The organism is Hyphomonas sp., assembly GCF_041689225.1.
In the GTDB taxonomy this organism is placed as follows: domain Bacteria; phylum Pseudomonadota; class Alphaproteobacteria; order Caulobacterales; family Hyphomonadaceae; genus Hyphomonas.
Genome location: NZ_JBDNGN010000129.1, coordinates 1 through 12632, shown reverse-complemented (window position 1 = coordinate 12632; position 12632 = coordinate 1). Strand labels below are relative to the sequence as shown.

Annotated in this window: 10 protein-coding genes; 5 read left to right on the top strand and 5 right to left on the bottom strand. The window is 62.1% G+C overall.

The annotated features are described in order from the left end of the window. Window positions 1-64 precede the first annotated feature (64 nt). Window positions 65-1333 (top strand): multidrug effflux MFS transporter, encoded by a 1269-nt coding sequence (locus ACESNB_RS13170; RefSeq protein ID WP_373008034.1) that lies wholly within the window; start codon window positions 65-67, stop codon window positions 1331-1333. Here ACESNB_RS13170 and rimK read toward each other — a convergent pair. Together rimK and ACESNB_RS13160 are read right to left on the bottom strand one after the other, a co-directional pair. Further along, window positions 1320-2729, bottom strand: a complete 1410-nt coding sequence (rimK, locus tag ACESNB_RS13165) for a 30S ribosomal protein S6--L-glutamate ligase (protein WP_373008032.1) — start codon at window positions 2727-2729, stop codon at window positions 1320-1322. The two genes, ACESNB_RS13170 and rimK, sit on opposite strands and share 14 nt — an antisense overlap. A gap of 85 nt (window positions 2730-2814) precedes the next feature. After that, window positions 2815-4809, bottom strand: coding sequence for a methylmalonyl-CoA mutase family protein (locus tag ACESNB_RS13160; RefSeq protein WP_373008030.1), 1995 nt, complete (start codon window positions 4807-4809; stop codon window positions 2815-2817). An 87-nt stretch (window positions 4810-4896) separates the two neighbouring features. Here ACESNB_RS13160 and ACESNB_RS13155 point away from each other — a divergent pair, with 87 nt between their 5' ends. Both ACESNB_RS13155 and ACESNB_RS13150 read left to right on the top strand, forming a co-directional pair. Next, the gene (locus tag ACESNB_RS13155; protein ID WP_373008028.1) at window positions 4897-5499 is read left to right on the top strand and encodes a hypothetical protein; all 603 of its coding nucleotides are present in this window, start codon (window positions 4897-4899) and stop codon (window positions 5497-5499) included. Between the two features lie 49 nt (window positions 5500-5548). Next, on the top strand, window positions 5549-5869 hold the full coding sequence (locus tag ACESNB_RS13150) for a SemiSWEET transporter (protein ID WP_373008026.1): 321 nt from the start codon (window positions 5549-5551) through the stop codon (window positions 5867-5869). Here the strand turns inward: ACESNB_RS13150 and ACESNB_RS13145 are convergent. Beyond that, window positions 5818-6702, bottom strand: coding sequence for an aminotransferase class IV (locus tag ACESNB_RS13145; RefSeq protein WP_373008024.1), 885 nt, complete (start codon window positions 6700-6702; stop codon window positions 5818-5820). The genes ACESNB_RS13150 and ACESNB_RS13145 overlap by 52 nt on opposite strands. A 164-nt stretch (window positions 6703-6866) precedes the next feature. Here ACESNB_RS13145 and ccrA point away from each other — a divergent pair, with 164 nt between their 5' ends. Further along, on the top strand, window positions 6867-8123 hold the full coding sequence (gene ccrA / locus ACESNB_RS13140) for a crotonyl-CoA carboxylase/reductase (protein WP_373008022.1): 1257 nt from the start codon (window positions 6867-6869) through the stop codon (window positions 8121-8123). Between the two features lie 289 nt (window positions 8124-8412). On the opposite strand, the gene ACESNB_RS13135 is transcribed toward ccrA, so the two are convergent. Further along, window positions 8413-8739: a hypothetical protein gene (locus ACESNB_RS13135; RefSeq protein ID WP_373008020.1), complete on the bottom strand. Its 327-nt coding sequence runs from the start codon at window positions 8737-8739 to the stop codon at window positions 8413-8415. 292 nt (window positions 8740-9031) lie between these two features. Here ACESNB_RS13135 and ACESNB_RS13130 point away from each other — a divergent pair, with 292 nt between their 5' ends. Then, the gene (locus tag ACESNB_RS13130; protein ID WP_373008018.1) at window positions 9032-9373 is read left to right on the top strand and encodes a hypothetical protein; all 342 of its coding nucleotides are present in this window, start codon (window positions 9032-9034) and stop codon (window positions 9371-9373) included. Window positions 9374-9439: 66 nt separating this feature from the next. Here the strand turns inward: ACESNB_RS13130 and ACESNB_RS13125 are convergent, their stop codons facing one another. Further along, the gene (locus ACESNB_RS13125) at window positions 9440-12514 is read right to left on the bottom strand and encodes an ATP-binding protein (protein WP_373008016.1); all 3075 of its coding nucleotides are present in this window, start codon (window positions 12512-12514) and stop codon (window positions 9440-9442) included. Between the last annotated feature and the right edge of the window lie 118 nt (window positions 12515-12632).

Below are 12632 nucleotides of genomic sequence, written 5' to 3'. Positions count from 1 at the left end.
GGCAAGGCTTGGCCCAGATAGAAAGGCTTCCCCCCAAACCGTACCAGACAGGAAAGGCGGGCCCATGGCCGACACCGAACCCTCCGCCATTCCTCCTTCGGGCATCCTGCCGGGTGCCAAACGCCCGGTTCCCGGACGCAGAGAACTTGTCGTGATGATTGCCGGCCTGATGGCGCTAAACGCCTTCGGTATCGACATCATGTTGCCTGCGCTCAACGAGATTGCCCATGCGGTGGGCCTCACCGCGCCGGGGATGGAAAGCGACAACCGCCAGCAGATGATCATCTTCTCCTACGTGCTGGGCTTTGGCGCGCCGCAAATCATCTGGGGCCCCATCTCTGACCGGTTTGGCCGACGCGGTCCCCTCTTCGTCGCGCTCGTCGGCTATATCATCACCGCCTTTGCCTGCATCGTGATGCGCGACTTCATGGCCCTTCTGATCATGCGGTTCCTGCAAGGCGTGTTTGCCTCCGGCGGACGGCTCGTCGCCGTATCGGTCGTGCGAGACCTGTTTGCCGGCCGCCAGATGGCGCGCTTCATGTCGCTGGTGATGACGATATTCATGGTCGTGCCGATCCTCGCGCCGGGCATCGGCCAGATCGTCCTGCTCGTTGCGCCGTGGGAAGCCATCTTCGTGGTCCTCGCCGTCTTCGGCATCATCATGCTCGTTTGGACATGGTACCGCCTGCCCGAGACGCTGCCGGAAGACGCTCGGCAGCCGCTCAATCTCAGTGCTGCCGTCGGTGCCTATGGCCAAATCGTCAAGTCGCGCGTCACGTTCGGATACATGTGCGCCTCCGGCGTCATCTTCGGCGCACTGTTCTCATTCATTGCCTCGTCCGAACAGGTCTTCCGCGAAGTCTTCGGCCAGAAGGAAACCTTCGCGTTCTGGTTCGCCGGAATCGCAGGCACGCTAGCCTGCGCCAACTTCCTGAACTCGCGCATCGTCGAGAAGGTCGGCATGCGCCGGATCAGCCAGACGGCCCTGTTCGTCTTCACCATCGTCGCAGCGATCCTCGCACTGGTCACCCATTTCGTCGGCGACCACCTCTACATCTTCTTTCCCTTGTTTGCGCTCTGCTTTGGATGTTTCGGACTGATGGGATCGAACTTCAGCGCACTTGCCATGGAACCCCTCGGCAAGATCGCCGGCACGGCCTCAGCCGCCTATGGCTTCGCCACGACGACCGTCGCCAGCCTCATCGGCATGGCCATCTCCAGCCAGTATAATGGTTCCACGGTTCCGCTGACGCTGGGCTTCGTCTGCCTCGGCCTGGTATCCCTCGGGATCATCCTGATCACCGAACAGGGCAAGCTGTTCAGCTCGCGATGATCCGGCGGCGCGGCTTCGCGCCCGTCTCACGCACCTTGGCAAGCGGGCGCACCTGGCGCTCAAGATGCTCGATGATCATGCCGGCAATGTCCTTGCCGGTCGCGCCTTCGATGCCCTGAAGGCCGGGTGAAGAATTGACCTCCAGCACTTTCGGTCCGTCGGCGGTCTGCAGCAGGTCCACCCCGGCCACGCGCAGGCCCAGCACCCTGGCCGCGTCGCGCGCGACGTCGCGCTCGGCGCGTGTCAGCTTCACCGCGCTCGCCGTCCCGCCCCGGTGCAGGTTCGACCGGAACTCGCCCTTGGCCGCCTGCCGCTTCATGCCGCCGACCACCTTGTTGCCGATGACGAAACACCGCGTGTCGGCACCGGCGGCCTCGTTGACGAATTCCTGCACCAGGAAGTTCGCGTCCAGACCCCGGAACGCATCGACCAGGCTCTCGGCGGCCTTGCGCGTCTCGGCCAGCACCACGCCCTTGCCCTGCGTCGAGGAGAGCAGTTTCACGACCACCGGCGCGCCGCCGGCCAGAGAGATCAGGTCTTTTGTATCCTTCGGGCTGTGCGCAAACGCCGTGATCGGCATGCCGATCTTGGCGCGGGCCAGCAACTGGTGAGCCAGCAGCTTGTCACGTGACCGTCCGATGGCCCCTGCCCCGTTCAGGCAGAACGCGCCGGTATTGGTGAACTGGCGCAGCACCGCCATGCCATAGTCCGTGATCGACGCACCGATGCGCGGGATCACCGCGTCGAACCGCGCCAGCGCCTTGCCGTCATAATGCACTTCCGGATCCAGCGTGCCGATCTGCATGTAGCAGCGCGCTGTATCGATCATCTCCATCACATGCCCGCGCGCCTCGGCGGCCTCCACCAGGCGCTTCGAGGAATAATTATCCGGCTCGCGGGTCAACAGCGCAATCCGCAAGGGACGCTTGACCGGCGTGCGCTTGGGCAATCCGGCATAGCCGGCATAATCCAGCAAGGGCTGGCTGAACGAGGCATTCGGATTGACGATCATGTCCGGCTGGATCGCGCCACGACCGAACAGCATGCGATAGGTCATATTCTCGCGGTTGGTCAGCGTCAACTGGATCGGCCAGCGCCGCCCGCCCATCTCGGCCTCGGTCTCGATCACATAGCGTAGCTCGGTGTCGCCATTCGAACTGGTCACTTCACGCCGGTCGATCACCCGCGCCGAGCAGGTGATCTCCAGGTTCGGGTCCGCCGGGTCCGGCTGGATCAGGAAGCGCACTTGCGGCTTTGTGTTCGGCCCGAACGGCTCGATCACGCTGGCATGCAGCGCCGATGTCTTGGCGCCGGTATCCACCTTGGCCTTGATCGCAGGCAAGCCTAGGTCCGGCAGCGCCAGCCACTCCTCCCAACCGAGTTCAAACTGTCCCATGCCGGCTCCGGTCAGGCTGAATTGTAAGTGATTGCCGCCCTTAGACGCCTTGTTGCTGCGTCGCAAGAAGAAGAAAGCTGTAAGCCTAGGCCGTCGCCAGCCACGCCTTTTCGACCACTTTCACCACGTCGCCCATGATGCCGGTAATCTTGAAGTCCTTTGGCGTGTAGATGCGGGTCACGCCCATCTGGCCGAGGGCGCGCGCGTCCTCCGGCGGGATGATGCCGCCCACCACCAGCGGCACATTTTCCAGTCCCACCTTGCGCATCTCTGCAATCGTCTCGCGCACGAGATCCAGGTGGCTGCCGGACAGGATCGACAGGCCGACGACATGCGCATTGGCCTCCTTCGCCTGCGCCGCAATCTCGGCTGGCGTGAAGCGAATGCCTGCATAGACGACATCCATGCCCACTTCCCGTCCGCGCGCCGCGATCTGCTCGGCGCCGTTCGAGTGGCCATCAAGGCCCGGCTTTCCCAGCACATAGGTCAGGCGCCGGCCCAGCGCTTCCGACACGCGGTCGACATCGGCTTTCACGGCCGCGATCTCTTCATCGGGATCGCCGCTGATAACCATAGCCACGCCCGTCGGTGCACGGAATTCGCCGAACACTTCGCGCATCGCCGTGCCCCATTCACCGGTCGTCACGCCCGCCTTGGCGCAGGAAATCGAGGGCTCCATGATGTTCACATCACTTGCCGCCGCCGCCTTCAGGTCCGCCAGTGCCGCTTCGACAGCCGCATTGTCGCGCTTGGCCCGCCACGCTTTCAGCTCGCGCACTTGCGCGGCTTCTTCAGCCGGATCGACCGTCATGATGGCACCGTCGCCCGTGCCCAGTGGGCTTGCCTCGGTCGAGGTGTACTTGTTGACGCCGATAACGCTCATCGAGCCGTTCTCGATCGCCTTGATGCGATCGATATGCGCGCCGACAAGGCTTTCCTTCATATGGCCAATGGCATTCGTCGCACCGCCCAGAGCGTCGATCTCGGCCAGCGTCGCGCGGGCCTTGTCCTTCAATTCCTCGGTCTTACCGTCGATCACATGGCTGCCGTCGAATATGTCTTCGAATTCGAGCAGATCGGTTTCGTAGGCCAGGATCTGCTGCAGGCGCAGGCTCCATTGCTGGTCCCACGGGCGCGGCAGGCCCATCGCCTCGTTCCAGGCCGGCAATTGCAGCGCGCGGCAGCGGGCCCGCTTCGACAGGGTCACGGCCAGCGCCTCGATCAGGATGCGGTAGACATTGTTTTCCGGCTGGGGCTCGGTCAGGCCCAGCGAGTTGACCTGCACGCCATAGCGGAACAGCAGCGCCTTCGGGTCATTCACGCCATAACGCTCGCGGCCGATCTCTTCCCACAGGTCGACGAAGGCCCGCATCTTACAAAGTTCTGTAACGAAACGTACACCCGCATTCACGAAAAAGGAAATCCGCCCGAACACGGTTTCAAAGTCTGATTCCGGAACTTGCCCGCCCGCTTTCACGCGATCCAGCACGGCGATCGCGGTGGCCAGCGCATAGGCCAGCTCCTGTTCCGGCGTCGCGCCCGCTTCCTGCAGGTGATAGGAGCAGACATTCATGGGGTTCCATTTTGGAACTTCTGTATAGCACCAGCATACCATGTCCGAGATCAGCCGCATCGAAGGCTCGGGCGGGAACACATAGGTGCCGCGCGACAGGTATTCCTTGACGATATCGTTCTGGGTCGTGCCGCGCAGCTTGTGCCGGTCGTCGCCGCGCTCGTCGGCCAGCGCAACATACATGGCCAGCATCCAGGCCGCCGGCGCATTGATCGTCATCGACGTGTTCATCTCTTCCAGCGGCAGCTGGTCGAACAGTTTCGCCATGTCGCCCATATGCTTGACCGGCACACCAACCTTGCCGACTTCGCCGCGCGCCAGGATATGGTCGGCGTCATAGGCGGTCTGCGTCGGCAGGTCGAAGGCGATGGACAGGCCGGTCTGGCCCTTGGCCAGATTGCCCCGATACAGCTCGTTCGATTTCTGCGCCGTCGAATGGCCCGCATAGGTGCGGAAAATCCACGGCCGGTCAGGCGCGTGTTGGAACGGTTTTTGTGTGTCGGCCATGCCGGGGCTCCCCAATTGTATTGTTGCGGCGCAACATGCCGTGTGGCGTTCGCCAGCGCAAGCGTCAGACCACGCCCTTGTGCTGGCGTGTCTTCATGGCCACATCGAAAACGACCCTACACACCCCTGCCCCCACCGGATACTGCCGCCCTGACCCAGCCTTCCTCCCCCCTCCAGACAGCGCTCGGCCTGCGCCTCGCCACCCTGCTCGCCTTCCCGTTCGGCGTGGCCCTTGTGGCCCTGATGCAGCGCAGCGCCCTGATGATCATCTTGCTGGCCGCTGCCATGGTCGGCGTCAGCCTGGTTGAACGTTTTCGCCTCGCCCGGCTCACCGGATCGCCTGCGCCTGTATCGCTTGCGGGCCTGTTGCCCGGATTTGCCTTACGCCTTGGCGGCCTTGCCGGCCTGTTCATTGTCCTCCTGGGCTTCCTCGCTTTGTTCCGCGACACATCCCTGGCGCGCGGCCTTGGCCTTGAAGATGCGGCGATCTTCATCGGCATCACCGGTTTTGCCCTCGCCGCCAACGCGATCAGCGCCCGCCTCGCCACAACCGAGGTCAGCAGCGCGCTGTCGACCCTGAACGCAACGTTCCGCGAGGCCAATCCGAGCGCAGGCTCGGCAGATGGCGAGATCATCGAAGGCGAATTCTACAATCCCGAATCCGGGCCTGATTCTTCCCCTCGCCGCTGAAACGGACTTGATGTACATGCGGCCAGAATGCCGGCGGAGCGCACCCCAAATGACTGAATTTATTGGCTTTTTAGCCGCCATCCTGACCACGGTCTCGTTCGTGCCCCAGGCCGTCCAGATCTTGCGGACGCGCGACACCGGCGGTATCTCCCTCGTCATGTACGTCCTGTTCACCGCTGGCATCGCCGCCTGGCTCGCCTATGGCATCATGATTGCCAGCGTCCCGGTCGTTCTGGCAAACCTCGTCACCATCGTACTCGCCGGCACGATCCTCACCCTCAAGGCCCGCGCCGTAATGGCCGCCCGCCGTCCTGCGCGTCAGCCCATCGTCCACGGCGCCACCGTCGCCACGTCAGCGCCCATCGCCTGATAATACAGTCGCTGGACCTGACGCGTCACCGGCCCCGGCTTGCCGCTGCCAATCACCTGTCCATCTATCGCGATCACCGGCGCGATCATCGCGCCCGCAGACGTCGTGAACGCCTCCTTCGCGCCCAGCGCCTCCTCCGGCGTGAAGCCGCGTTCGACAAGGTGAAGGCCTGAGCCTTCCAGCAGGTCGAGGACACCCGCCCGCGTGATCCCCGGCAGGATGGACGGCGACAGGTCCCGCGTCACCAGCTGCCCCTCCCCATCAACAATCCAGGCATTGGCCGAGGCCGCCTCGGTCACACGTCCGTCTTCCACCAGGAAGGCCGTCTCCGCTCCCGCCTCGCGCGCCGTGCGGTAGGCCAGCGCCTGCGACAGCAGCTGCGTCGTCTTCATGTCGCGCCGTTTCCAGCGCGTATCGTCCAGGAAGACTGCCCTGATCCCGTCGCGCGCCGCGGCGCCGATCAGCGGACGGGAGTCGGCATAAAGGAACACGGTCGGCTCGAATTCCTCGGGCCCGGCAAAGTCGCGCAGGCCATAGGCCCCGGCTGTGACCTGCAAATAGATCAGGCCTTCAGTGAGGCCATTATAGTCGATCAGGTCGCGGTGAACCTTGCCCCAGCCCTCTCCCGGCAAGGGGTTCGGAATGCCAATTCCGGCCAGCGTGCGGCTGAGGCGCGACATATGACCCCCAAAATCCACGAGTTGCCCGCCATATACGGCGGTCACCTCATACGCGGCATGGGCAAACAGGAAGCCCCGGTCAAACGGCGATATCCGACCGTCTGCTGCAGGACAGAAGGCGCCGTTGAGGTAGGCCGTGGTGCATATTGTCATTTTTGTCACGCCGATCCGGTTGCGTTATTGTGCGCCGCAACAAATGCCTTGCATCCGGGCGGGCGTGAAGCCAAGGTGCCGCGACCCGGGGGCTTTGTGAAGACACGCAATAAACGTGCGCATGCTGCTGCCTGAAGTGATTTTGGAGGATTGGAATTTCAATTATGGGCAGAGAACAGAAAGACATTTACGCACTGGGCGAGATTCCACCGGAATTCCACGTGCCGAAATTCATGCACGCGTGGGCCATCCGCCGCGAGCGCCACGGTCGCCCGTCGACTGCAATGCAGCTCGAGCAGGTCCCCGTGCCAGACATCGACTCCGACGAAGTGCTCGTCCTCGTGATGGCTGCAGGCGTCAACTATAACGGTATCTGGGCCGGTCTCGGCGAGCCGGTCTCGCCGTTCGACATCCACAAGCAGGACTATCACATTGCCGGCAGTGATGCCGCCGGCATCGTCTGGGCCGTTGGCCGCAAGGTGAAGCGCGTAAAGCCCGGCGACGAAGTCGTCATCCACTGCAACCAGGATGATGGCGACGACGAAGAGTGTAATGGCGGCGACCCGATGTTCTCGCCGTCCCAGCGCATCTGGGGCTACGAGACACCTGACGGCTCCTTCGCCCAGTTCTGCCGCGTGCAGGCCCGCCAGTGCATGCCGCGCCCGAAACACCTTACCTGGGAAGAGAGCGCCTGCTACATGCTGACGCTGGCGACCGCCTATCGCATGCTGTTCGGCCATCGTCCCCACATCGTGAAGCCGGCCGACAACGTGCTCGTCTGGGGCGCGTCCGGCGGCCTTGGCAGTTTCGGGGTCCAGCTCTGCGCCGTCACCGGCGCCAATGCCATCGGCGTTGTCAGTTCCGACGACAAGAAGGATCACGTCCTCGGCCTCGGCGCCAAGGCCGTGCTCAACCGCAATGACTTCAATTGCTGGGGCCAGCTGCCCACGGTCAATGGCCCGGAATTCAACGACTATATGAAAGAATCCCGCAAGTTCGGCAAAGCCATCTGGGAACATACGGGCAAGAAGGATGTCGACATCGTGTTCGAACATCCGGGCGAGTCAACTTTCCCCGTTTCGGTCTTCGTGGTGAAGCGCGGCGGCATGGTCGTCATCTGCGCCGGCACGACCGGCTTCAACCTCACCATGGACGCCCGCTTCCTGTGGATGCGCCAGAAGCGCGTGCAGGGCAGCCACTTCGCCCACCTCAAACAGGCCAGCGCTGCCAATGACCTCGTCATCAACCGCCGTATCGATCCCGGCATGTCGGAAGTCTTCCCCTGGGACCAGATTCCGGCGGCCCATGACAAGATGCTCGATAACAAGCACCTGCCCGGCAATATGGCCGTCCTTGTCACCAGCCCGAAACCCGGCCTGCGCACCGTCGAAGATGTTCTGGAAGTGACGGGCCAGATTTAAGCCGGGCGACCGGACACGCATACAAAACACACAAAAGCCGGCTCCCTGAAGGAGCCGGCTTTTTCTTTATCAGGCCCTGTCTCAGGTCAGCCGGTCGGCGAAGGGCGTCCTGCAGCAGTGCTCGGGACTGTCCCTGCACCTCGCTTTTCTCCATCCGGCCCTCGATTGCCTTGGCCAGGTGTTCCTCGCCATCATCGACGGCTTCAAGCGCAGCTTTCTCATCGTCGCTGAACAGCGACACGAATTGCGTGAACCTGCGGTGCGGCGTGCCGAGCGTGCCACCATCCGTCTAAGGTTCGCCGCCAAGGCTGCGGACATGATGATGGAAGCGGCTGACAAGATCGGCACGCTCATTCGCCCGCTTCAGGAATTGCGCCCGCAGGGCATAGCCGTCATCGGCCAGCTCGCAGCACTTTTCATAGCCTTTCTTGCTGTCGATGAAGACCTTGGTGACGTCGTTGAGGGCGTCGATTTCTGTATGGAAGGTTTGGTTGGTCAGGTGGGGTCTCCGTTGATTGGAACGATGCCCAATAAGCGGGATACTCGCCGCCGGGTTCCGACAAAGATGATGAAATTTTGGCAAGCGCAGGGTCGGCCCGCGCTGCGCGATATTCACTCGTCGGCCCCGCGTCTCTCCCACACCCTTGTCCAACCCATATCCCGCCCGCGCTATACTGCCCTCATGACCGTCAACAGCGATCTCATCTCTCATGGCCTCCGAGAAGCCAGTCTCGCGCTGACAAATATTATCGGGCTGACCAGTATCCACCTGAAGCCGCTGACGCTGACGCTGAAACGCAGCCTGAAGCAGAAGGCGATGGCGCGGCTGAAACAGCTCGAGATGATCGTGCGGCGGTTGCTGACCCTGATGACGCTGGCGCTCACCCTGCCATCCCCACTGCCAACCCGTGCTGCCCCCGCACCGCTTCGCCCTGTCCGGAAGGGTGCAGCCTGCCGTCGATCCGGACGCACCTGTGCTGTTTCCAGGCAGCGTCTGGGCATTCGGGCCTGTGCCCGCCGCGCCCTTCCTTGCGCGTGTCAGTGCCCTCTACAAGGTGCTGGAAGCGCCGGAAGTTCACGCCAAACGCCTCGCGCGCAGTCTCGCCCGCCAGCGTAAACGCGGCGATCCGAAGCCCGTCGCCCTGCCCATGGCATCGGCCTATCGCCTCCGGCCCGAGCTTGGCGCCGTCGCCACGGCCCTGCCAGGGCTGCTCTCCGCCGCGCTGGAAAAGTGGGATAATTCAAGCTGACTCCGACAGGCTTGTCAGAAAGGTTTGCCGGGCACCGGAAGGTGTTTCCGGATGCAGGCGCTAGCCTCAGGCCGCATCCTCGACGACGCTGACAAAGCTGTCCACCGCGCCCTCCAGCGAGTCCGGAACCGGCGTACCGGACAGGATTTTCTTGGCAACGGCCTCCAGCCTGAAGGCCGCGTCCGACACATCCTTGAAGCCCAGGCTTCCGGATGTTCCGGCCACAGAATGGGCGAGCGACGCAACCGCTTGCGCCCGGGTGTCCGGCGCACTGATCCGCAGCAATGCGCCCAGCTTGCCGGGCAGCTCCAGGATATCGCGGCGACAGTCTTCCTTCAGATCGGCGATCATGGCATCCGCTTCGCTCGTCCGCTCGACCACCTCTCCACCCTTCTTGCGCAGCAGGCGCTCGATCAGGTTGTTCAGGCGCACCATATCGATGGGCTTGGAGAAATGTGCGTCTATGCCCGCCGCAAGACATTCGTACGCCTGGGTGGCCAGCGCATTCGCCGTCAGCGCAACAATCGGAAGGCGGCCTGCAGGCCCATGCATTTTCCGGATACGGCGGGTCGCGGTCAAGCCATCCATTTCAGGCATCTGCACATCCATCAGGATGATGTCATAGGGGATGCCTTCAAGCAGCGAGAGGATCGCGTCGGGCGCCGAGGCAAAGGTCGTCACCTCGTGCCCGGCCGAACGCAGCCCGATAGCGATCAGGGCCCGGTTCATCTCGATATCGTCGACGACCATGATGCGCGCCGCCGTCGGTGCCCGGCGATCTTTGACCATATCGGGCGCTTCGACACGGCCGGTACGCCTATCCGGGATATAAGGCACGGTCAGGATCGCATTCGTCCCCACCCCTTCTTCGCTGACAATCTCCAGGTTGCCGTCCAGCAGCAAGGCCAGAGACCGGCTGATCGACAGGCCCAGGCCAGAGCCCCCGAAGCGCCGGGTGATCGAGGCGTTGGCCTGGGAGAAACCGGTAAATATGTGGTCCATCTTGTCGGCAGGAATGCCCGGCCCGGTATCAGCCACGATCATGCAAAGTCGTCCGTCCGTCAGTCTCGCGTCCAGCCTGACATGGCCCGCCTCCGTAAACTTGGCCGCATTGCCGACGATATTCGTGAGTATCTGGCGCAACCGGGTTTCATCCCCCACGACCGCCGCAGCAATCTCGGGCGCAACCTGGCACGTAATCTTGACGTTCGGGTTCGGTCGCGCCGCCGCGACCAGGCTAACGACATCCTCAATCACCTCGCGAATGTCGAAGGGTCGCTTTTCAACGTCCATCCGTCCGGCATCGATCTTGGAAAAATCCAGAATGTCGTTGACAATTTCGAGCAATGTCCGGCTCGCAGACGAAATGCGCTGGACGTAGGTCAGTTGGTCATCCGTCAGCGCCGTCGTCTTGAGAATATCGGTGAAGCCCATGACACCATTCAGCGGCGTGCGAATCTCATGGCTCATATTGGACAGGAATTCCGTGCGGGCGATGACGGCAGACTCGGCCTCAAGCCGCGCTGCGGCCAGCGCTTTTTCGCGTTCATGACGTTCGCTGACATCACGATAGGTCGATACAGCCTCAACCGGGTTGCCGTCAGCATCGCGGATGACCTGAGACTTGCCCTCAAGCCAAACAATGGATCCGTCAGCAAGGCGGATCCGGAATTCGCGTTGTGCATTGACGTCAATTTCCTTGCCCGTGAACAGTTCCTGCGCAATCGACATTGCGATCGCGCGATCCTCCGGAAAAACGAAGTCGTCCGTCCGCTTGCCGATGGACTCCTCTGGCGAGGCAACGATGGACGCCGAAGGCGAAGCATAGCTGATCACACCGTCGAGGCCGAACTTGAGGACGATATCAGTCGAGTGTTCCGCCAGAAGACGATATTGTTCTTCCTTCACAGACAGGGCGGCATAAAGTTCGTGCTCCTGCGTTATATCCTTGAAAACGCCGAATATGTGTTCGACCGATCCGGAGGGGCCGACGTGGCATTTGGCTATCGATCTTACGCGGCGTTTTTCGCCGTCAGAGCGCCGCTGAATCGTTGCCTCGAAATTCCAGTCCTGACCGCTCTTCATATGCTGATCAATCAGACCCGCAACGCGTTCGCGGTCACCCTCGATATAAAAATCAAGCGCACCATCGAGCATCGGATCGAACGTCTCGGGTGTCACGCCGTGAATACGATAGACTTCCGGCGACCAGTAGACTTCACTCTTCTCGGAATTCAGGGTCCAGTGCCCGACCTGCGAGATTTCATTGGCCATTTCGGCCTGGCTGAGGAGAACCTTTTCGCGCGTCGATCGCTCGGCGATGCGGCGTCTGGACTCGCGCAGGCGCTGGTTTAGGCGATGACGTTCGCTCACGGACGCACCAAGTGACAGCGCCATGTAGGAATTCGCTGCGAGAAAAGCCTGTAGGACAAGCATATGATGGACGATCCCGTCCTCTGCCAGCATGGTCGGACCCATGTCAGCATAGGTGAACCCAATCGAGATCACCGTTACGATCAGCAGCGCAACAGCCGCCCCGCGAACGCCGTGGCGGAAAGTCAGAGGCACAAGCACCGGCGGAACGAGAAAGAGGAGCGGATAGTTCGGCTGCACAAACACACCAATTGTGACGACGACAACCAGCAACCCCTCGAACGCAGACATCCAGCCAATGTCGTTCCCGGTTTTGCGTTTCGTCAAAAGCGCCCAAAGCAACGGCGCGAAGAGGAGCAGGCCCAGGATGTCGCCAAAGAACCAGAGAGCTGAATCCTGCAAAGGCAGGGCCGCTCCGGTCAGCGCGAGACCCGCAAGCGCTATCGGCGTCGAAGTGCTGCACGCGATCAGGGATGCCGCGAACAATCTCAAAATGCCCGATTTGCGGGTGATATTCGGCGCGGAATTCCGGCTCAGTATCAGCGCGACGATGAGAACTTCAAGGCTGTTTGCCATCGTTAGGATCAGACTGCGCACCCACGGGTCGCCGATAACGACATTGGCCAGGATATAGCCGATGAACAGGCACGCAAACAGGGCTGGCCATTTGGCCTTTGGCCACCTCAGCACGACAATAAGCAGGATCGCATTGACGGGCCAGACGGCTGCGACATCACCCGTACCACGGGCTAGAGCAACGTACAGCATGAGTGAATCAAATTGATTCCCAGCCTCCTCGAACTGTGATTCACAGTTCGAGGAGGTAGCTACCATGGCAAATTTGATTTCCCCTGATCTTCGCAAGCGTATGATGCGCGGTGTTGCG